General features: G+C 63.7%; 20 protein-coding genes. 8 read left to right on the top strand and 12 right to left on the bottom strand.

The features are described from left to right. Positions 1 to 29: 29 nt before the first annotated feature. Positions 30 to 899 (top strand): phosphoribulokinase, encoded by an 870-nt coding sequence (locus JKV55_RS01335; protein WP_202081944.1) that lies wholly within the window; start codon positions 30 to 32, stop codon positions 897 to 899. A gap of 51 nt (positions 900 to 950) precedes the next feature. Here JKV55_RS01335 and JKV55_RS01330 read toward each other — a convergent pair whose 3' ends face one another. After that, positions 951 to 1,949 (bottom strand): cytochrome-c peroxidase, encoded by a 999-nt coding sequence (locus JKV55_RS01330; RefSeq protein ID WP_202081943.1) that lies wholly within the window; start codon positions 1,947 to 1,949, stop codon positions 951 to 953. Positions 1,950 to 2,115: 166 nt separating this feature from the next. Beyond that, positions 2,116 to 2,520, bottom strand: a complete 405-nt coding sequence (locus JKV55_RS01325; protein WP_202081942.1) for an OsmC family protein — start codon at positions 2,518 to 2,520, stop codon at positions 2,116 to 2,118. A 182-nt stretch (positions 2,521 to 2,702) separates the two neighbouring features. Here JKV55_RS01325 and crp point away from each other — a divergent pair, with 182 nt between their 5' ends. Then, positions 2,703 to 3,341: a cAMP-activated global transcriptional regulator CRP gene (gene crp, locus JKV55_RS01320; RefSeq protein ID WP_202081941.1), complete on the top strand. Its 639-nt coding sequence runs from the start codon at positions 2,703 to 2,705 to the stop codon at positions 3,339 to 3,341. 93 nt (positions 3,342 to 3,434) lie between these two features. Here the strand turns inward: crp and JKV55_RS01315 are convergent, their stop codons facing one another. The 6 genes from JKV55_RS01315 to hutI form a co-directional block, all read right to left on the bottom strand. Then, the gene (locus JKV55_RS01315; protein ID WP_202081940.1) at positions 3,435 to 4,538 is read right to left on the bottom strand and encodes a phosphoribosylaminoimidazolesuccinocarboxamide synthase; all 1,104 of its coding nucleotides are present in this window, start codon (positions 4,536 to 4,538) and stop codon (positions 3,435 to 3,437) included. Positions 4,539 to 4,643: 105 nt separating this feature from the next. Further along, positions 4,644 to 5,318, bottom strand: a complete 675-nt coding sequence (locus JKV55_RS01310) for a metal-dependent hydrolase (protein WP_202081939.1) — start codon at positions 5,316 to 5,318, stop codon at positions 4,644 to 4,646. 110 nt (positions 5,319 to 5,428) lie between these two features. Further along, complete coding sequence (hutH, locus tag JKV55_RS01305; protein ID WP_202081938.1) at positions 5,429 to 6,961, bottom strand: histidine ammonia-lyase; 1,533 nt, start codon at positions 6,959 to 6,961, stop codon at positions 5,429 to 5,431. A gap of 3 nt (positions 6,962 to 6,964) precedes the next feature. Then, a complete protein-coding gene (hutU, locus tag JKV55_RS01300) occupies positions 6,965 to 8,647 on the bottom strand; it encodes a urocanate hydratase (RefSeq protein ID WP_202081937.1) in 1,683 nt (560 codons plus the stop codon). Positions 8,648 to 8,661: 14 nt separating this feature from the next. Beyond that, positions 8,662 to 9,591: a formimidoylglutamase gene (gene hutG / locus JKV55_RS01295; protein WP_202081936.1), complete on the bottom strand. Its 930-nt coding sequence runs from the start codon at positions 9,589 to 9,591 to the stop codon at positions 8,662 to 8,664. Beyond that, positions 9,588 to 10,796, bottom strand: coding sequence for an imidazolonepropionase (gene hutI / locus JKV55_RS01290; protein WP_202081935.1), 1,209 nt, complete (start codon positions 10,794 to 10,796; stop codon positions 9,588 to 9,590). Before hutI ends, hutG begins: the two co-directional genes overlap by 4 nt. 179 nt (positions 10,797 to 10,975) lie before the next feature. On the opposite strand from hutI, the gene JKV55_RS01285 reads away from it, so the two are divergent. Together JKV55_RS01285 and JKV55_RS01280 are read left to right on the top strand one after the other, a co-directional pair. Then, positions 10,976 to 12,286 carry a YjiH family protein gene (locus tag JKV55_RS01285; RefSeq protein WP_202081934.1) on the top strand — a complete coding sequence of 437 codons (1,311 nt, stop codon included), beginning with the start codon at positions 10,976 to 10,978 and terminating at the stop codon, positions 12,284 to 12,286. 93 nt (positions 12,287 to 12,379) lie between these two features. Further along, complete coding sequence (locus JKV55_RS01280) at positions 12,380 to 12,916, top strand: YaeQ family protein (RefSeq protein ID WP_202081933.1); 537 nt, start codon at positions 12,380 to 12,382, stop codon at positions 12,914 to 12,916. Positions 12,917 to 13,024: 108 nt separating this feature from the next. On the opposite strand, the gene hutC is transcribed toward JKV55_RS01280, so the two are convergent. Beyond that, the gene (gene hutC / locus JKV55_RS01275; RefSeq protein ID WP_369409606.1) at positions 13,025 to 13,735 is read right to left on the bottom strand and encodes a histidine utilization transcriptional repressor HutC; all 711 of its coding nucleotides are present in this window, start codon (positions 13,733 to 13,735) and stop codon (positions 13,025 to 13,027) included. A gap of 156 nt (positions 13,736 to 13,891) precedes the next feature. Between hutC and JKV55_RS01270 the strand changes: the two genes are divergently transcribed. Continuing rightward, entirely contained in the window at positions 13,892 to 14,374 is a 483-nt protein-coding gene (locus tag JKV55_RS01270; protein WP_202081931.1) for a MarR family winged helix-turn-helix transcriptional regulator, read from the top strand. Here the strand turns inward: JKV55_RS01270 and JKV55_RS01265 are convergent. Beyond that, complete coding sequence (locus JKV55_RS01265; protein ID WP_202081930.1) at positions 14,371 to 14,952, bottom strand: YjaG family protein; 582 nt, start codon at positions 14,950 to 14,952, stop codon at positions 14,371 to 14,373. The two genes, JKV55_RS01270 and JKV55_RS01265, sit on opposite strands and share 4 nt — an antisense overlap. 155 nt (positions 14,953 to 15,107) lie before the next feature. Here JKV55_RS01265 and JKV55_RS01260 point away from each other — a divergent pair, with 155 nt between their 5' ends. Then, positions 15,108 to 16,052: a D-2-hydroxyacid dehydrogenase gene (locus tag JKV55_RS01260; RefSeq protein WP_202081929.1), complete on the top strand. Its 945-nt coding sequence runs from the start codon at positions 15,108 to 15,110 to the stop codon at positions 16,050 to 16,052. Between the two features lie 2 nt (positions 16,053 to 16,054). After that, a complete protein-coding gene (locus JKV55_RS01255) occupies positions 16,055 to 16,630 on the top strand; it encodes a uracil-DNA glycosylase family protein (RefSeq protein ID WP_202081928.1) in 576 nt (191 codons plus the stop codon). Here JKV55_RS01255 and znuB read toward each other — a convergent pair. Next, positions 16,627 to 17,415 (bottom strand): zinc ABC transporter permease subunit ZnuB, encoded by a 789-nt coding sequence (gene znuB / locus JKV55_RS01250; RefSeq protein WP_202081927.1) that lies wholly within the window; start codon positions 17,413 to 17,415, stop codon positions 16,627 to 16,629. The genes JKV55_RS01255 and znuB overlap by 4 nt on opposite strands. Beyond that, complete coding sequence (znuC, locus tag JKV55_RS01245; RefSeq protein WP_202081926.1) at positions 17,405 to 18,142, bottom strand: zinc ABC transporter ATP-binding protein ZnuC; 738 nt, start codon at positions 18,140 to 18,142, stop codon at positions 17,405 to 17,407. Before znuC ends, znuB begins: the two co-directional genes overlap by 11 nt. A gap of 87 nt (positions 18,143 to 18,229) precedes the next feature. Between znuC and znuA the strand changes: the two genes are divergently transcribed. Then, the gene (znuA, locus tag JKV55_RS01240) at positions 18,230 to 19,219 is read left to right on the top strand and encodes a zinc ABC transporter substrate-binding protein ZnuA (RefSeq protein ID WP_202081925.1); all 990 of its coding nucleotides are present in this window, start codon (positions 18,230 to 18,232) and stop codon (positions 19,217 to 19,219) included. Positions 19,220 to 19,352 lie beyond the last annotated feature (133 nt).

The following is a 19,352-nucleotide window of genomic DNA, read 5'->3' as shown; positions in this document are numbered from 1 at the left end:
TCACAGTTTAATCAATTTCAGGTTCCGTTATGTCTGCCAAGCACCCCATTATTGCGGTTACCGGCTCCTCGGGTGCCGGCACCTCAACGTCCACCGATGTATTCCAGTCCATGTTCGCCCAGCTCGGGGTCAAGGCGGCCGTGCTCGAGGGCGACAGCTTCCACCGTTACACCCGGCCGGAAATGGATGTGGCCATCCGCCGCGCCCGGGAGCAGGGTCGCCACATCAGCTATTTCGGCCCCGAAGCCAACGATTTCGAACTGCTGGAACAATTCTTCAAGGAGTATGGCGACACCGGCACCGGCCAGTTCCGCCGCTACCTGCACACCTTCGACGAGGCGGTGCCCTTCAACCAGATGCCGGGCACCTTCACCCCCTGGCAGCAACTGCCGGAAGACACCAACCTGCTGTTTTATGAAGGGCTGCACGGCGGCGTGGTCACCGAGGATCAGAATGTGGCCCAGCACGTGGACCTGCTGGTGGGCATGGTACCCATCGTCAACCTGGAGTGGATCCAGAAGCTTATTCGCGATACCGCCGAGCGCGGCCACTCCCGGGAAGCGGTCACCGACTCCATCGTCCGTTCGATGGAAGACTACATCAACTACATCACGCCCCAGTTCTCCCGCACCCACATCAACTTCCAGCGGGTGCCGACGGTGGACACCTCCAACCCTTTCAGCGCCAAAATCATCCCCACCCTGGACGAAAGCATGATGGTGATCCGCTTTCGCGGCATCAAGAACGTGGACTTCCCTTACCTGCTGGCGATGATCGACGGCTCCTTCATGTCCCGCCGCAACACCATAGTAGTGCCCGGCGGCAAGATGGGCTTCGCCATGGAGCTGATCCTGCGGCCGCTGATCGAACAACTGCTGGAAACCGGCAAGATCCGCTAAACGCAAACAGGCCCGGCGGTGCCGGGCCTCGGGTGAGGGCGGTATCCCCCCTTAACCGAAGGGTGCCGGTGCCGGGGTGTCGTTGGACGAGGGCGGCAGTATTGGCAGTTCGAAGCGCGGCTGCTCGCCGGTGAGCGATTTCAGGAAGGCCACAATCTGGCCGATTTCTTCATCGGAATAGACCCGCCCCAGTTGCAGCCGGCCCATGATGTCCACCGCCTCTTCCAGGGTGGCGGCTTCGCCGTCGTGGAAATAGGGGTAAGTCAACTCCACGTTGCGCAGGGTCGGCACCTTGAACGCAAAGCGATCCGCATCCTTGCCGGTGACCGCCGCCCGCCCTATGGTGTCGGCGGTGGACTGATAGGGTTCCACCACGCCCATCCGCTGGAAGGAAGTTCCGCCCAGGTTGGGGCCATTGTGGCAGGCCACGCAGCCGCTCTGCTTGAACAGCTGGTAACCGGCCAGGGCCTGGGCGTTGAGGGCGTCGTCGTCTCCCAGCAGCCACTGGTCGAAGGGCGAATGGGGCGTGACCAGGGTCTCCTCGAAGGCGGCGATGGCGTCGGTGACCATGTCGATGTCCAGTACCTCCTGACCGAACACCGCCTCGAACTCGGCCACATAGCCGGGGATAGACTGCAGCACCCCTATCGCCAGCTCGTGGGTGAAGGCCATTTCGCCCGGGTTGGCAATGGGGCCGCCGGCCTGTTCTTTCAGATCCGCGGCGCGCCCGTCCCAGAACTGGGCCAGGTTCAGACTGGAGTTGAGCACCGTCGGCGAGTTGATCGGGCCCTGCTGCCAGTTGTGGCCGATGGAGCTCTTGAGGTTGTCGGTGCCGCCCATCGACAGGTTGTGACAGGAATTGCAGGAAATAAAGCCGGACTTGGACAGCCGGGGATCGAAGAACAGTTTTTTGCCCAGCTCCACCTTGGCCGGCTCCGTTACCGCCACCGCCGGAATCGGTTGCACCGGCTCGTTACGAGGCGCAACGCCCCAGGCTACCTGGCTGGTCAGGGCCAGCCCTACTGCTGCTATGATTATGGTCGTTCTCATCCTGCTTCCCTCTCCTGCAATACAGCGGTTTACCCTAGTTAAACAGCGTTATATGACTCCATTGATCGCCGCTAATTTACTACTTTATAGGTATTCCGTTTATTGATGTGGATCAGGGGACGGCACGAATCGGCGCAACGGGCCCGTTACAGGCCCGCAACCACCGTCAGGCTGGGCGGATCTCGAAGGAATGGGATACTTCCACCGCCTTTTCCAGCATTTTCATCACCGAGCAGTATTTCTCCATGGACAGTTCCACCGCCCGGGCCACCTGCTTCTCGGGCAGCGCCTGGCCGGTCACCACGAAATGCAGCCGGATACGGGTAAAGACCCGGGGCGGATTTTCGGCCCTGTCCGCGTCCAGCTCCACCTCGCAACCGGTCACCTGCTGGCGCCCCTTCTCCAGGATGGACACCACATCGATGGCACTGCAGCCACCGGCACCCAGCAGCACCGCTTCCATCGGGCTGGGCCCCTGCCCCGGGTTGGTGCCGTCCAGCACTATCCGGTGCCCGGACTCGGACATGCCCTCGAAACACATTCCTTCCAACCAGCGGACATTGGCTTTCATAACTGCTCCCATTGAAAAAAACCGCATCTTATCCTATCGGCCGGGTGCCGACGAGCGGGATAAAAACCCCAAGGCTCTTGATGGCGGGTCACAAGCCTTTTATGCTAACGGACTATCTACGGAGCAAGGCAAGGCAGCCTGCTTGCCAGGCGTTCCGCCCGAGTCAATCAAGAGGAAAGTTCATGGTTATTGGCAAGTCCCAAAGTGACCCTACCCTGGAATGGTTTTTGTCACATTGCCATATTCATAAATATCCGGCAAAAAGCTCATTGATCCATGCGGGAGAGAAAGCCGAAACCCTCTACTACATAGTGAAAGGCTCGGTCGCTGTGCTGATCAAGGACGAGGACGGCAAGGAAATGATCCTGTCCTACCTGAACCAGGGCGACTTCATGGGCGAGCTGGGTCTGTTCGAGGAAACCGAAAACCCGGTGCGCACCGCCTGGGTGCGGGCCAAGACCCCCTGTGAAGTGGCCGAGATCTCCTACAAGAAGTTCCGCCAGTTGATCCAGGTGAATCCGGAAATCCTGGTGCGGCTGTCGGGGCAGATGGCCAAGCGGCTGCAGAGCACCAGCCAGAAGGTGGGCGACCTGGCCTTCCTCGACGTGACCGGCCGCATCGCCGAAACCCTGCTGAACCTGGCCCGCCAGCCGGACGCCATGACCCACCCGGACGGCATGCAGATCAAGATCACCCGCCAGGAAATCGGCCAGATCGTGGGCTGCTCCCGGGAAACCGTGGGCCGCATCCTGAAGATGCTGGAAGAGCAGAACCTGATCTCCGCCCACGGCAAAACCATAGTGGTGTTCGGCACCCGCTGAGCCGGTGTTTACCGCCAACCACAAAAAACCCGGGATTTCCCGGGTTTTTATCGTTTGGGCCGATGCCCAGAGACAGATTCCAGAGCTTAAAAGTTAATCCACCAGGCCGTACTGGTCGCGCAGTATGGCGATGATATCCGCCTTGGGATTGTCGGACAGCGCCAGTGCCTGGCCGGTGATCTTCTCGGCGATGCCCACATAGGTGCGGGACACGTCCATCAGCACCTCGGCCGGCAGGGCGTTGTCCCGGGCCAGGGCCTCGCGCTCGGGCATGCGATCCTTGTTGAGCAGGATATCCGAGTCCGGGAAGTGGTTGAGCAGCACCTGGCGGAAGTCCTCCTTGGAATTCTCCACGATGCGCCCTTCCCGGTAGGCGGGGCCGTCCCAGATGCGGGACGAGTCGGGAGTGCCCACCTCGTCCATGTAGATCAGCTTCTCGTTGCCCGCCGCGTCGGCGACATAGCCGAACTCGAACTTGGTATCCACGAAGATCTGGTCGAGCTTGGCCAGCTCCTTGCTTATCACTTCGAAGCCTTCCCTCAGCAGCCGCTCGTACCGGTCGATATCCTCGCGGCGCTTGAAGTTGAAGGCGGCGAAGTTGTCCTCGATATTCCGGCGGGTGATGTTGACATCGTCCGCCTCCGGCACTCCGGGAATACCCTTGAGGATGCCCTTGGTGGAGGGGGTCATCAGCAGCTCGGGCAGCTTCTGGTCCTTTTGCAGGCCATCCGGCAGGCGGATACCGCAGAATTCCCGTTCGCCCTTGGCGTAGCTACGCCACATGGAGCCGGTGATGTACTGCCGGCAAATGGCTTCTATCTTCACCGGGGTGGCCTTCTGCACTATCCACACGAAGGGATGGGGAATGTCGAGGATATGGCTGTCGGCCAGGCCCTGCTCGCGGAACAGCTTGAACCAGTGGTTGGAAATGGCATTGAGCGCGGCCCCCTTGCCGGGCACCCCGTTCAGGCCGCCCTCCCCGTGCCAGATGCAGTCGAAGGCGGAGATGCGATCGCTGATCACCATGATGGCCAGGGGCGCATCGGCGGCCACGTTGTAGCCTTTTTCCCGGATCAGGCGGCGGCTGTCTTCTTCGGTCAGCCAGTAGACGGAGCGCACCTTGCCACTGTGCACCGGTTGCTTGGTACGGATCGGGAGGTCGTTGTTAACGGCCAATACCTTGTCTGCAAGACTCATCACTTGTGTCCTGTGTGTGGAATGTTGAACCTGTACTGGAAGTCGCCCCTGTGGTTATTGTACTTGTGTTCGGAGGCGGCAGGGCTTGCCAGCGGCGCTATCTTATCAGATGTGGGAAAGCGGCAATAGCCGCTGCAACACCAGGGTCCAGGAGGGGGCACTCGGTGCCAGCCACCAGCAGCCCGCCAGCAGGGACAGCAGCAGCAGATTGGGCAGCGGGGCACGCCACTCGGTGATCTTCAGTGCGGTGCCGAAGGACTTTTTGATACGCCGCCCTTCCAGATCGATGCTGTACAGCTCGTCCAGCAGCAGGTGGATAAAGGCGCCGATAAATACAAAGACCCCGGTCTCCCAGGCCAGCGCCGGAGCAGCGCCAAACAACCGGTGACATGTCACCACCGCGACCAGGGCGAACACGCCGTTGGCCAGCAGCGAATGCAGTATGCCCCGGTGCACGGTAAAACGGGCGAAGGCCCAGCACAGGGGATAGCGAATGGCGCCGTAAGCAACGGCGCCCAGCACCAGGGTATAGGTGAGCGGCAGCCGCTCCTGGCCATAGAGCAGCGCCAGCAGGGCTCCCAGCACACCGAACAACCGGAAAATAATGCGGATGGAGCGGGAGCTGTCGGCGTCGATATCCGGCAGTATGCCGCCCAGGGTGCCCGCCAGCCACAGCAGCACCCCCTCCGCCAGGGTCAGTTGCTGGGCCCATACCATGGCACCGGCCAGCAGGCCGCTGGCCACGGTAGCCACCTGGATATGGGTTCTGAAATCCGCCATCGACCGCCCTCCCCGGCTGACAAGGTGCGCGAGTCTAGCACGAAAGCCCTGGATAAAAAAACAGGGCTGCCGAGGCAGCCCTGTCAAATTCCCCGCAAGCGGAGTCGTGCTCAGTGACTGGGCAGCAGGTCCGGCAGGACCAGGCGGCTCAGGCTGCCCGCCTTGAGCAGGGCGTCGGCCTGCTCGATATCGGGGGCGAAGAAGCGGTCCTTGTCGTAGTAGCTCACCTGCTCCCGCAGGGTCTGGCGGGCCAGCTCCAGCGGGGCCGTGGTCTTGAGGCCACCGCGGAAGTCCAGGCCCTGGCAGGCCGCCAGCCATTCGATGGCCAGCACGCCCCGGCTGTTTTCCACCATGGGCCACAGCCGGCGGCCGCCGTTGGGGGCCATGGAGACGTGGTCTTCCTGGTTGGCGGAGGTGGGCAGCGAGTCCACCGAGTGCGGGTGGGCCAGCGCCTTGTTGTCGGACGCCAGTGCCGCGGCCGTGACCTGGGCTATCATAAAGCCGGAGTTGACGCCGCCGTTTTCCACCAGGAAGGGCGGCAGGCCGGACATATGGGTATCCATCATCAGCGACACCCGCCGCTCGCTTAAGGAGCCGATTTCGGCAATCGCCAGGGCGATGTTGTCCGCCGCCATGGCCACCGGCTCGGCGTGGAAGTTGCCGCCGGAGATGACGTCGTTGTCCTCGGCGAACACCAGCGGATTGTCGGACACCGCATTGCCCTCGATCAGCAGCACCTCGGCGGCCTGGCGCAGCTGGGTCAGACAGGCACCCATCACCTGGGGCTGGCAGCGCAGGGAGTAGGGATCCTGCACCTTGGCACAGTTGACATGGGTCTTGCTGATGTCGCTCTGCTCGCCCAGCACATGGCGGTAGGCGGCGGCGGCGTCGATCTGGCCTTGCTGACCGCGCACCTCATGGATGCGGGCATCGAAGGGGCGACGGGAGCTCAAGGTGGCTTCCACCGTCAAGCCGCCCACCACCACGGCGCTGGCGAACAGGTCTTCCGCCTCGAACAGGCCGCGCAGGGCGAAGGCGGTGGACACCTGGGTGCCGTTCAGCAGCGCCAGTCCTTCCTTGGGCGCCAGGCCCATGGGCTCGAGGCCGGCGATCTCCAGCGCCTGGCCGGCGCTGATAACTTCCCCTTGATAACGGGCCTGGCCCTCGCCCAGCAGCACGCAGCTCATGTGCGCCAGGGGCGCCAGGTCGCCGGAGGCGCCCACCGAGCCCTTGCCGGGAATGCAGGGGTAAACGCCGTGGTTGACCAGCGCCATCAGCGCCTCCAGCACCTGCAGGCGGATGCCGGAGTAGCCGCGGGCCAGGCTGTTGATCTTGAGCACCATGATCAGCCGCACCAGCTCGTCGCTGATAAGCTCACCCAGGCCGGTGGCGTGGGACAGCACCAGGGAGCGCTGCAGGGTTTCCAGATCTTCCGGTTTGATGCGGGTGTTGGCCAGCAGCCCGAACCCGGTGTTGATGCCGTATACGGTACGGTCTTCCGCCACCATGCGGTTGACGCAGTCGACCGAGGCCTGAATGGCGCCATGGGTGCTCGGATCCAGGCTCAGCTTGACCGGCAGCTCATAGGCCTGGCGCATCTGCGCCAGGGTCATTTTTCCGGGGTTGATAGTCAGAGTGCTCATAAATTAGTCCTTGTTTACCATGGGCAGATCCAGGCCGTTGTCACGGGCGCAGTCGATGGCGATATCATAACCCGCGTCGGCGTGGCGCATCACGCCGGTGCCCGGGTCGTTACGCAGCACCCGGCCCAGGCGCGCGGCGGCGGCGTCGGTACCGTCGGCCACGATCACCACGCCCGAGTGCTGGCTGAAACCCATGCCGACCCCGCCGCCGTGGTGCAGGGACACCCAGGTGGCGCCACCGGCGGTATTGAGCAGGGCGTTCAGCAGCGGCCAGTCACTGACGGCGTCGGAGCCGTCCATCATCGCCTCGGTTTCCCGGTTGGGGCTGGCGACGGAGCCGGAGTCCAGGTGATCACGGCCGATCACGATGGGCGCCTTCAGTTCACCGTTTTTGACCATCTCGTTGAAGGCCAGGCCCAGGCGGGCACGGTCTTTCAGGCCGACCCAGCAGATACGGGCGGGCAGGCCCTGGAAGCTGATGCGCTCGCGCGCCATGTCCAGCCAGTTGTGCAGGTGCGGGTTGTCGGGGATCAGCTCCTTCACCTTGGCGTCGGTCTTGTAGATGTCCTCCGGATCGCCGGACAGCGCCACCCAGCGGAAGGGACCTATGCCCTGGCAGAACAGCGGACGGATATAGGCCGGGACGAAGCCGGGGAAGTCGAAGGCATTCTTGACCCCCTCTTCCAGCGCCATCTGGCGGATGTTGTTGCCGTAGTCGAAGGTGGGCACGCCCATCTGCTGGAAGTCGAGCATGGCCTGCACGTGTACCGCCATGGACTGCTTGGCCGCCTTGACGGTGGCCTCGGGCTGGGTCTTGCCACGCACCACGTACTCTTCCCAGCTCCAGCCCTGGGGCAGGTAGCCATGCAGCGGGTCGTGGGCGCTGGTCTGGTCGGTGACCATGTCGGGCTTGACGCCGCGCCTGACCAGTTCGGGCAGCACGTCGGCGGCATTGGCGCACAGGCCGATGGAAATCGCCTTGCCCTCGGCGGTGTAACGCTCGATACGGGCCAGGGCGTCATCCAGGCTCTCGGCCTGTTCGTCCAGGTAGCGGGTGCGCAGGCGGAAGTCGATGCTGGCCTGCTGGCACTCGATGTTGAGCGAGCAGGCGCCGGCCAGGGTCGCCGCCAGGGGCTGGGCGCCGCCCATGCCGCCCAGGCCGGCGGTGAGGATCCAGCGGCCCTTGAGGCTGCCGTCATAATGCTGGCGACCGGCCTCGACGAAGGTCTCGTAGGTACCCTGGACTATGCCCTGGGAGCCGATGTAGATCCAGGAGCCGGCGGTCATCTGGCCGTACATCATCAGGCCTTTCTTATCCAGCTCGTTGAAGTGCTCCCAGTTGGCCCAGGCCGGCACCAGATTGGAGTTGGCCAGCAGCACCCGCGGCGCGTCGGCGTGGGTCTTGAACACGCCCACCGGCTTGCCGGACTGGATCAGCAGGGTCTCGTCGTCTTCCAGCCGCTTGAGCACGTCGACGATGCGGTCGAAGCAGGGCCAGTTGCGGGCGGCGCGGCCGATGCCGCCGTACACCACCAGATCCTCGGGGCGCTCGGCCACATCCGGGTGCAGGTTGTTGTGCAGCATGCGGTAGGCGGCTTCGGTCAGCCAGCTTTTGCAGACTTTATTGACGCCGGTGGGCGCCTTGATAACACGGCCGGGGGCGTGACGATCGTTTTGTTGTGACATGTGGGTTTCCCTCTTTACAGTGTCAAAGTATGAATCAACCGAGCCGCCAGCCTGGCCGTGTGGCCATCCACGTCATACTCGGGGTTGAGCTCGGCCAAATCGGCGAGCCGGAGCTTGCCACTGGCCTTGATCTGTTCAATTACGGGTTCAATCAAATCCAGCCCTACCCCCCGGGCCGCCGGCGCACTCACGCCGGGCGCCTGGGCGGCGGGGAACACATCGATGTCGATGGTCAGGTAGAGGTGGTCGCAGCGACCGATAAAGTCCGCCACCTCCTGCTGCAGCCGGGGCAGGGTCGCCGCCGTCATGGCCCTGTCTTCCCATACCAGCACCCCGAGCTGCTCGGCGCGCCGGAACAGGTTCTGGGTGTTGGCGGCCCGGCTCACCCCCAGGCAGGCATACTGGAAGGGCCAGCCCCGCTGCGCGCTCGCCTCGGCGATCTGGGCAAAAGGCGTGCCGGACGACACCACGAAGCTGGGGTCGCGCAGATCGAAGTGGGCGTCGAAGTTGATGATGCCGATGCGCGGGCGCTGCTCGCGCGGCGCCAGATGCCCGGCCAACCCAGACCAGGAGCCGAAGGCCACCTCGTGGCCGCCGCCCATCACGATGGGGAAATGGCCCAGATCCAGCGCCTCGCTCACCCGGGCGGACAGGGCCTGGTGGGCCCCTTCCAGATCCTCGCCCTGGCAGACCACGTCGCCGGCGTCGAACACGGCCGTGCCCTGGTGCCAGGCCAGGCTGCCCAGCATCCTGCGCATGGCCGCCGGGCCCTTGGCGGCGCCGACGCGGCCCTGGTTACGGCGCACCCCTTCGTCACAGCCAAAGCCGATCAGCACGGCGCCCGGTTCCCGGGCCTGCTCCAGCGGCTGCACCTGCTGGTGCCAGCGATAGGTGTCGGGCTCGGGATCGACCCGGCCGGTCCAGGGGGTCATGTCAGTCTTCATGCAGGCTCTCCCGCTACGATGCGTTGAACGAGCCGGGGCAGGCCCAGGCTATAGGCCAGCTCGGCGTAATTGTCGGTCTCCCACAGGCACAGATCCGCCGCCATCCCCGGGGCGATGCGGCCACACTCGTGCGGCAGTCCCAGGGCCCGGGCGCCCTGGGCGGTAACGCCGCGCAGGGCCTCCACCGGGGTCAGACGGAACAGGGTGCAGGCCATGTTCAGCATCAGCCTCAGGCTGAAGATGGGCGAGGTGCCCGGATTGGCGTCGGTGGCCAGGGCCATGGGCACGCCGTGGCGACGCAGCAGCGCTATGGGCGGCACCGTGGTTTCGCGCAGCATGTAGAAGGCGCCGGGCAACAGGGTGGCGACGGTGCCGGCCTCGGCCAGGGCCTTTACCCCCGCCTCGTCCAGGTATTCCACATGATCCACCGACAGCGCCCCGGCGCGGGCGGCGGCGGCGCTGCCGCCCAGGTTGGACAGCTGCTCGGTATGGCCCTTGATGGCCAGGCCATGGGCCTTGGCGGCGGCATAGACCCGCTCGCACTGGGCGACCGAAAAGGCGATGTGCTCGCAGAACACGTCCACCGCGTCGGCCAGCCCTTCGGCAGCGGCGGCCGGGATCATCCGCCGGCACACCAGCTCGATATAGCCGTCGGCATCGTCTTTATATTCCGGCGGCAGGGCGTGGGCGCCCAGCAGGGTGGTGACCACCCGCACCTTGAGCTCCCGCCCCAGGCGGCGCGCCACCCGCAGCATCTTGAGTTCGTTGTCCACATCCAGGCCGTAGCCGGACTTGATCTCGACCGTGGTCACCCCGTCCGCCATCAGCGCCTCGAGGCGCGGGCGGGCGGCGGCGAACAGCTCCTCCTCCGAGGCGGCGCGGGTGGCCCGCACCGTGCTGAGGATGCCGCCGCCGGCGCGGGCTATTTCTTCATAGCTCTTGCCTTCGAGCCGGGCCTCGAATTCCCCGGCCCGGTTGCCGCCGTACACCAGGTGGGTATGGCAGTCCACCAGCCCCGGGGTCAGCAGCCGGCCTTCGGCATCGATAAGCTCGAACCCGGCACGGTCGGCCCCGCTCAGCGCGCTCATGGGCTTCAGCCAGGCGATGCGGCCATCCTTAACCGCCACCGCCATGGGCTCGGCGGCGGCGTCGAGGCCGTCGAACAGGGTGGCATTGACCCAGAGGCGGTGGGCTGACTGTGGCATGGTTGGCTCCTTGAATCGCTATTTGTATATACATTTAAACCTTCATCCGCCCTTTGGCAAGTATCATCCGATAAAAAACCCGGATTTATCGATCTGTATCACATAAAAAATAGACAATCTATTAACATTAGGCGTATTTTTGTATATACATTAATCGTCACTCACAAGGAGGTCTCCTCATGCACCAGGTTACGGAACAATCCCGGCCCCAGGGCAAGGCCATCGGCCGGCTGCTGGGCCTGAGCACCATCGGCATCTTTATTTTCTTTATCCCCATCAGTCTGCAGGGCAAGACCAGCATACCGCTGGATCATATGGTGGGCTGGCTGCGCGCCGCCCTGGGCGAAACCGGCGCCGGCTGGTACGCCATGGGGATGATAGTGGCGGGGGCCCTTTATCCGCTGGTCACCGGCCGCTGGAAACAGAGCCCGACCGACGGCGTCTTCCTGGTGCTGAAATGGCTGGGGGTGGTAGCGGGCCTGATGGCGCTCACCGGCCTGGGCCCGGCGGCGCTGCAGGCGCCGGACATGCTGCCCTTCCTGTTCAACAAGCTGGTGATCTCGGTGGGGCTGATCGTGCCCATCGGCTCGGTATTCCTGGCCTTTCTGGTCGGTTACGGCCTGCTCGAGGCCATCGGCATCCTGGTGCAGAAGCTGATGCAGCCCATCTGGCGCACCCCGGGCCGTTCGGCCATCGATGCGGTGGCCTCCTTCGTGGGCAGCTATTCCATCGGCCTGCTGATCACCAACCGGGTGTACAGCGCGGGCCACTACTCGGCGCGGGAAGCGGCCATCATCGCCACCGGCTTCTCCACCGTCTCCGCCACCTTCATGATCATCGTGGCCAAGACCCTGGGGCTGATGGAGATCTGGAACCAGTACTTCTGGCTGACCCTGCTGATCACCTTTATCGTCACCGCCATCACGGTGCGGCTGCCGCCCCTCTCCCGCATGGACAACAGCGCCGAACACCGGGAGCCGGAAGGCGAGCCCGGCAACCGCCTGGCCACCGCCTGGCAGAACGGGATGGAGGTGGCCGAGCAGGCGCCCTCCCTCGGCCGCAACGTGATCGACAACTTCAAGGACGGCCTGGTGATGACCATCAGCATACTGCCGTCCATCATGTCGGTGGGGCTGATCGGCCTGCTGGTGGCCAAATACACCCCGGTGTTCGACTGGCTGGGCTACCTGTTCTACCCGGTGACCTGGCTGTGGGGCCTGGATGACGGCATGCTGCTTGCGAAGGCCACCGCCTCGGGGCTGGCGGAGATGTTCCTGCCGGCGCTGCTGATGGCCGAAGCCGACTTCGTGGCCCGCTTCGCCGCCGGCGTGGTGTGCGTGTCGTCGGTGCTGTTCTTCTCGGCCTCGATTCCCTGCATACTGGCGACCCGCATCCCGCTCAGGGTGGGGACCCTGGTGCTGGTATGGTTTATCCGCGCCTTCCTCAGCCTGCTGCTGGCCATCCCGGTCGCCATGCTGATAGCGCCCTGAGCCAGGCCCGGCCCGACGACGCCCGGGGCGCGTCGGGCTGGATACCGCCCCGGCTTGCCGTTAAGATGGCGTTTTTGTTAACGAGATCTTTTCATGGCCCTGACCGCCACCCTGCACAAGGTGCGGCTGAATATCAGCGATCTGCACCGCCACTACTACCAGGAACACAGCCTGACCGTGGCCCGCCATCCGTCGGAAACCGAAACCCGGCTGATGGTGCGGCTGCTGGCCTTTATGCGCCACGCCGACGAGGATCTGAGCTTTACCAAGGGACTCAGCACCGACGACGAGCCGGAGCTATGGCAAAAAGCGCCGGACGGCCGCATCCTGCTGTGGGTGGAGCTGGGCGAGCCCAGCGTCAAGCGCATCAAGCAGGCCCTGTCCAAGGCCGAGAAGGTGGTGGTGTACAGCTATGGCGGGCGCTCCGCCCTGGAATGGTGGAGCAAGCATCAGATAGAGCTGGGGCAGTTGCCGCGGCTCGAAATCTACCACCTGGCCGATCCCCAGCCGGCCCGGCTGGCCGAACTCTGCAGCCGCAGCATCGATCTCTTCGCCACCCTGCAGGAACTGGACATCCAGGTCACCGACGGCAAGAACAGCCTGGATCTGCAACTGACCCAGTGGCGCTGACCCAGGCGGGAAGCGGGAAGCGGGAAGCGGGAAGCGGGAAGTATTGTGATTCCGGCCCCTACTCCTACCCCTACCCCTACCCGCAACCCTAATACGCCGGGACGGCGCTCAGTCCAGCTTCAGGGTCGAGCGCAGCTTGTACTTGTCTCCCGGATGCCACAACCGGGCAAAACTCACCAGCTGGTGCAGTGACCAGGTGCGTCGGGTCACCAGCAGGCAGGGCTCTTCCGGCCCTATCTGCAGCCAGTCGCACACCTGGGCCGGTGCCAGCCGAGCTTCCACGATATGCTCCAGATCCGACAGCGGGCAGTGCTGTACCAGGTAGGCATTGGGGGTCATCTGGCCGAAGTCGCAGCTCAGGTAATCGGGCGCCAACGCCGGGTTGACGAAACGTTCCTCCACCTGGATAGGCAGCTGGTTTTCCAGGTGCACCATCACCGAATGAAACACCCGGGCGTTGAGCCGCATGCCCATCTGCAGGGCCACTTCCTCGTCGGCGCGGATGCTTTCCAGCAGCAGCACCCGGTTGCCGTATTGGTGGCCGCGCAGGCGCACTTCGTCGGCGATATTGTTGATGTCCGCCAGCGGCGACTCGGCCTTGGGCTCGGTAACGAAGGTGCCGAGCCCGGCCCGGCGCATCAGATAGCCTTCCTGTACCAGATCGCGAATGGCCTTGTGGGCCGTCATCCGGCTGACGCCGAACTGCCCGGCCAGCTCCTGCTCGGGCGGGATCTGCTGGTGCAACGGATATTCCCCGGACTGGATACGGGCCAGGATATGCTGCTTGATCTGCTGGTAAAGGGGGGTTGATTGGGTCACATAGCCTCCTGCGCTGGTTGCAATTGTACATACAATTGCCGGCCAGTCCCAGTCGCCGCCCGCGAAAGTTCCCTTTGGGTTCAACGGGTCTTTTCCCTGCTGTCGTTTTGCGCTATGGTGCGCGCACATCCCGCAAGCCCCATCGGCAGGAAGACCTTGGAAAAACATGAAGAAGTGCTGGTGGCGCTGCGCCAGATCATCCGCGCCATCGACCTCCACTCCCGGCAGCTCAGCAAGGTCTCCGGCCTGACCGGCCCGCAGTTGCTACTGATGCAGGCGATCAACGAGCACGGCGACATCACCATGCGCAAGCTGGCCCAGGCCACCAACATGAGCCAGGCCACCGCCACCACCATCATCGACCGGCTGGAGCAGAAGCAGTTGGTGCGCCGGGAGCGCAGCCAGACCGACAAGCGCAAGGTGCATGCGGTGCTGACCGAGGAGGGCAAAACCAAGCTCAAGACCGCGCCCCGCCCGCTGCAGGAAAGCTTTATCCAGCAGTTTCAGGCGCTGGCGGCCTGGGAGCAGAACCTGCTGCTGTCGTCGGTACAGCGCATCTCCTCGATGATGAACGCCAACGATCTGGACGTGGCGCCGCTGCTGCAGGTGGGCAGCCTGATCCAGGAAGAAAAATATTAATCCTGCAGGCTGATGCCGATATTGGACACCCCGCCCTGGGCGGCGAAGTCGCGGATGGCCAGGATGGCCTCGGCTTCCCGGGGTTGCGCCACCTGCTCTAGCAGCTCCACCTGAAACTCCATTTCCACTTCCATCAGCTCGTGCTCGTACAGCTCTTCGTCGCCGAGCTCCCGCTCCGCCAGCAGCTCGGCAAAACCGGCCACCGCCCCCAGGGAGGCGTTGCTGGCCTCCATCGCTTCTTCGCCGATACGGCAGATCACCGAGTTGTAGGCCGCTCCCAGGGCCACGCAGGCGTCCAGGGCCGGATAGGCGCCGTAGGAGTCGAACTTGGCCGGGTCCGGGATAAAGACCTCGAAGGCTTCCAGCTCGGCGGACAAGTCCACCCGGGAGCCCTTGACGGTAAGATAGGTCCAGAGCACATCCAGGGTATGGCGGAAACGCTCGCCGCTGCCGAAGCCGGAAGTCTCGCTGAACAGGCGGTAGTTGGGATACATCCGCTCGGCCAGGGCCAGGGCGAACACCGTTTGCTGCCAGGGCATCAGTTTGTTGAGTTTCTTATAAAATTTGTCACCGAACACGGGCAGTTCCTTGTGGTTGGGCTTGCCGCATTGCTGCCAATCTGACCGTTTGCGGCCAAGGCTCACACTTTATGCGGGAAACACTGGTATAAGTTTTTGCTTGTGCCATTGTCTCATAAAAAGCTGGCACAAAAAGCATATTGAGGAGAGAAGGTATGGCCAATCATACCCTGTTACTGCTCAGTCAGGATAACGCCGAATACCATGCCCTGTTAAAGCAGGCCTACTTGCCCGGACTGACCATACTCGCCCCCAGAGAAGAAACCGACATCCAGGCCGCCCTGACCCGCGCGGATATCCTGTTGGGCGAGCCTGCCCGCATCAAGGCCAGGCTCAGGGATGCACGGGCGCTGAAATGGGCCCAGTCCACCTACGCCGGCGTCGACCTGCTACTCGGCCCCGGCAGCCGCCAGGACTACCTGCTGACCAATATCCGCGGCATCTTCGGCCCCTTGATCAGCGAATACGTCTTCGGCCACCTGTTGTCCATCAGCCGCCACCTGCGCCACTACCGGGAGCAGCAGCGCCACCACAACTGGCAGCCCATTCCCTACCAGAGCATCCACGGCAAGACCATGCTGATCCTGGGTACCGGCAGCATAGGTCAGCATGTCGCCGCCACCGCCCGCCATTTCGGCATGGAAGTGCTCGGCATCAGCCGTGCCGGCCGGGAGGCACCGGGCTTCGATCGCACCTACCAGGTGCAGGCCCTGAACAAGGTATTGCCCAGGGCCGACGTGGTGTTGAGTGTACTGCCCTCCACCCCCGAAACCCGCGCTCTGTTCAATGCCGAGCGGCTCTCTCATATCAAGCCGGGCGCCATCTTCTTCAACGTGGGCCGGGGCGATGCGGTGGATGAAACCGCCCTGGTACAGGCGCTGCGCAACGGCCGTATCGGCGCCGCCGTGCTGGACGTATTCGCCATCGAGCCGCTGCCGACGGACAGCCCGTTGTGGGACCTGCCCAACGTGGTGATCAGCCCCCATAACGCCGGTTACAGCTTCCCGGATCAGATAGTGACCCGCTTCAGTCGCAACTACCTCAAATACATCGAAAGCAAGCCGATGGAGGGGCTGGTCGACTTCGATCTGGGGTATTGAGCATGGACCAACTGCTGCAGGAAATACGGGCCTGCCGGCTGTGCGAAGCCTTCCTGCCCCTGGGGCCCAGGCCCGTGGTGCAGCTGGGCGCCGAGGCCCGCATCCTCATCATCGGCCAGGCGCCGGGCACCCGGGTGCACCAGACCGGCATCCCCTGGAACGATCCTTCCGGCGACACCCTGCGTAAATGGCTGGAGGTAAGCCGGGAGCAGTTCTACGACCCCGAGCGCTTCGCCATCATGCCCATGGGTTTCTGCTACCCGGGCCGGGGCAAGAGCGGCGACCTGCCGCCCCGGCCCGAATGCGCCCCCACCTGGCACCAGCGGATACGGGCCGCCCTGCCCCGCATCGAACTCACCCTGCTGATCGGCCAGTACGCCCAGCATTACTACCTGGGCAAGCGCTACCGCACCCTCACCGAGACGGTGCGCCATTGGCGGGAATTCGCCCCGAGCCGGCTGCCGCTGCCCCACCCCTCCCCCCGCAACCGCCGCTGGCTGCGCGACAACCCCTGGTTTGAACAGGAAGAACTGCCGGCCCTGCGGGCAAGGGTGCACCAGGTGCTGGGGCGGGGCTAACCCCGCTTCGGTAAAAATTGGGACAGCAGGAACAGGCTGGCGGCCACCACCACCACGGAAGGGCCGGCGGGGGTATCGTGGCTGACGGACAGCTGCAGCCCCCCCAGCACCGACAGCATGCCGAGGCCCATGGCGTAGAACGCCATCTGCTCGGGGGTGCGGCTGAAGCGACGGGCGGTGGCGGCCGGGATGATCAGCAACGAGGTGATGATCAAGGCGCCAACGAACTTCATCGCCACCGCGATCAGCACGCTGATCATCAGCAACAGCAGCAACTTGAGCGGCTCGACCCGGACCCCTTCCACCCGCGCCAGTTCCTCGTTGACGGTAATGGACAACAACTGGCTCCAGTACCGGCGCAATACCAGCAACAGCAGCAGGCCGCCGCCGTAGATCCAGTACAGATCCACCGGCTGGATCGCCAGCAGATCGCCGAACAGGTAGGCCATAAGATCGACCCGCACATTGTCCATAAAGGCCAGGGCCACCAGGCCGAGGGACAGGGCGGTATGGGCCAGGATGCCGAGCAGGGTATCGGTGGCCAGCCAGCTGGCCCGCTGCAGGGCCGCCAGCAGCACCCCCAGCACCACGCAGGCCACCAGCACCGCCAGGGTCAGATCGATGTGCAGCAACAGGCCCAGCGCCACCCCCAGCAGGGAGGAGTGGGCCAGGGTATCGCCGAAGTAGGCCATGCGCCGCCATACCACGAAGCTGCCCAGGGGGCCGGCCAGCACGGCGATGCCCAAACCGGCCAGGAGGGCGTAGAGCAGAAAACTATCCCACATGGCGTACGTCCCCGTGATGCTCGTCGTCACAATCATGGTGGTGGGTATAGACCGCCAGTTGCGTCAGTTCGGGCCGGCCGAACAGGCGGGCGAACTCCGGGTGGCGCGCCACATGCTCCGGCTCGCCATGGCAGCAGATATGCTGGTTCAGGCAGACAACCCTGTGGGTGCTGGCCATCACCAGGTGCAGATCGTGGGACACCATCAGCACCCCGCAGTGCAGTTCGTCGCTGAGCTGCTTGATCAGGGCATAGAGTTCGGTCTGGCCGTGCACGTCCACGCCCTGGGCCGGCTCGTCCAGGATCAGCAGCTCCGGTTCCATCATCAGGGCCCGGGCCAGCAGGATGCGCTGCATTTCGCCGCCGGACAGCGCCTGCATGGCCCGCTCGGCCAGGCGCTCCGCTCCCACCCGGGCCAGCGCCTGGGCCACCGTCAGCCGGCGGCCGTGGGACAGGCTCATAAAACGGGCCACCGTCAGCGGCAGCACCGGATCCAGGTGCAACTTTTGCGGAACATAACCGATGCGCAGGCCAGGCTTGCGCCACAGCCGCCCGGCACTGGCGGTACGCAGCTGCAGCACCAGCTTGATCAGCGAACTCTTGCCGGCGCCGTTGGGGCCGACAATGGTCAGAATTTCGCCGCTTTGCAGGCTCAAAGAAATCCGTTCGAGAATCACATTGCCGTCGGCTTCCAGCCCGACGTCCGTCAATTCCACCAGCTTGGTCATCCGCTTCGCGCCTTTACATCGTTATTTGTAATATTATAACATTGCCGGTTCGCTAAACACCATAACCGAGGTATAGGGACCCGAGCCATGAGAGCCTTACTGTTGTTGGCGTTGCCCCTGCTGCTGAGCAGCCAGGCCCGCGCCCTGGAAGTATTAACCACCATCAAACCCCTGCAATTGATCGCCAGTGCCATTACCGACGGCGTGAGCGAACCCGATCTGCTGCTGGCGCCCGGCACCTCGCCCCACGATTACGCCCTGCGTCCTTCCGACGTACGCCGTATCAACCAGGCCGATCTGGTGGTCTGGGTCGGTCCCGAGCTCGAGGGCTTCCTGACTTCGCTGCTGGGCGACAAGGAAAACAGCCTGGCGCTGCTGGCACTGATCGAGCCGGCAGAACACAAACATCACGACGACCATGGTCAGGGCGGTCACCACCACCAGCCCCATGGCAACCATGATCACCACCACCATGGCGAGCACGGTCATCGGGACGAGCATCATACCGGTAAAATCAGCATCGGAAACCAGGATGATGAACATGAGCACGATCATGGCGACAAGGATCCCCATATCTGGCTGGATCCCCACCAAGGGGAGCGCATCGCCACCCTGCTGGCCGAGCGCATGGCACAGTTGGATCCGGCCAATGCTGATCTGTATCAACGCAACCTGGCCATTTTCCGGACAGAATTGGCAAAAACCGACAGCGCCGTGGCCAAACGCCTGGCCCCGGCACGCGGCAAGGGCTATTTCGTGTTCCACGATGCCTACGGCTACTGGGAAGATCACTACCAGTTGCCGTCCCGCGGCCATTTTACCGTCAACCCGGAGCGGGCTCCCGGCGCGCAAACCGTCAGCCGTATCCATCAGGCCTTGCGCGATGAGCAGGCCGTATGCGTCTTTGCCGAACCCCAGTTCCGGCCGGCGGTGGTCGAGGCCGTGGTACGCAATACCCCGGCGCGGATCGGCACCCTGGACCCATTAGCGACCGATATTGTAGTCGGTCCCCAGGGCTATTTCGCCTTTATGCAGCAGCTGGCAGAGGCCATGGCCGCATGTTTACTCAATGAGTGATAAAAATCTGAAATAAAATTCGGTATAATGCGGAACTTTCGTATCATACGATGCACTAACTTGGGTTGCCCGCCTGTTGCGGGCCCTTTAGTAATTAAACGTTAACCGCTTTATTATCCCTGGATCTATGCCT

This window comes from Zobellella iuensis, from assembly GCF_016746085.1.
In the GTDB taxonomy this organism is placed as follows: Bacteria; Pseudomonadota; Gammaproteobacteria; order Enterobacterales; family Aeromonadaceae; genus Oceanimonas; species Oceanimonas iuensis.
Note: the sequence above shows the minus strand (reverse complement) of the source record. Positions and strands in the feature narration are given on the sequence as shown.

Bases quoted from the DNA above. Each gene is read 5' to 3' on its own strand.
- JKV55_RS01260 (WP_202081929.1), top strand. From the start codon at position 15,108: ATGGCCAATCATACCCTGTTACTGCTCAGTCAGGATAACGCCGAATAC.
- znuC (WP_202081926.1), bottom strand. From the start codon at position 18,142: ATGACCAAGCTGGTGGAATTGACGGACGTCGGGCTGGAAGCCGACGGC.
- crp (WP_202081941.1), top strand. From the start codon at position 2,703: ATGGTTATTGGCAAGTCCCAAAGTGACCCTACCCTGGAATGGTTTTTG.
- JKV55_RS01310 (WP_202081939.1), bottom strand. From the start codon at position 5,318: ATGGCGGATTTCAGAACCCATATCCAGGTGGCTACCGTGGCCAGCGGC.
- hutH (WP_202081938.1), bottom strand. From the start codon at position 6,961: ATGAGCACTCTGACTATCAACCCCGGAAAAATGACCCTGGCGCAGATG.
- JKV55_RS01325 (WP_202081942.1), bottom strand. From the start codon at position 2,520: ATGAAAGCCAATGTCCGCTGGTTGGAAGGAATGTGTTTCGAGGGCATG.
- znuA (WP_202081925.1), top strand. From the start codon at position 18,230: ATGAGAGCCTTACTGTTGTTGGCGTTGCCCCTGCTGCTGAGCAGCCAG.
- hutI (WP_202081935.1), bottom strand. From the start codon at position 10,796: ATGCCACAGTCAGCCCACCGCCTCTGGGTCAATGCCACCCTGTTCGAC.
- JKV55_RS01285 (WP_202081934.1), top strand. From the start codon at position 10,976: ATGCACCAGGTTACGGAACAATCCCGGCCCCAGGGCAAGGCCATCGGC.
- hutU (WP_202081937.1), bottom strand. From the start codon at position 8,647: ATGTCACAACAAAACGATCGTCACGCCCCCGGCCGTGTTATCAAGGCG.
- JKV55_RS01335 (WP_202081944.1), top strand. From the start codon at position 30: ATGTCTGCCAAGCACCCCATTATTGCGGTTACCGGCTCCTCGGGTGCC.
- hutG (WP_202081936.1), bottom strand. From the start codon at position 9,591: ATGAAGACTGACATGACCCCCTGGACCGGCCGGGTCGATCCCGAGCCC.
- znuB (WP_202081927.1), bottom strand. From the start codon at position 17,415: ATGTGGGATAGTTTTCTGCTCTACGCCCTCCTGGCCGGTTTGGGCATC.
- JKV55_RS01280 (WP_202081933.1), top strand. From the start codon at position 12,380: ATGGCCCTGACCGCCACCCTGCACAAGGTGCGGCTGAATATCAGCGAT.
- JKV55_RS01255 (WP_202081928.1), top strand. From the start codon at position 16,055: ATGGACCAACTGCTGCAGGAAATACGGGCCTGCCGGCTGTGCGAAGCC.
- JKV55_RS01330 (WP_202081943.1), bottom strand. From the start codon at position 1,949: ATGAGAACGACCATAATCATAGCAGCAGTAGGGCTGGCCCTGACCAGC.
- JKV55_RS01315 (WP_202081940.1), bottom strand. From the start codon at position 4,538: ATGAGTCTTGCAGACAAGGTATTGGCCGTTAACAACGACCTCCCGATC.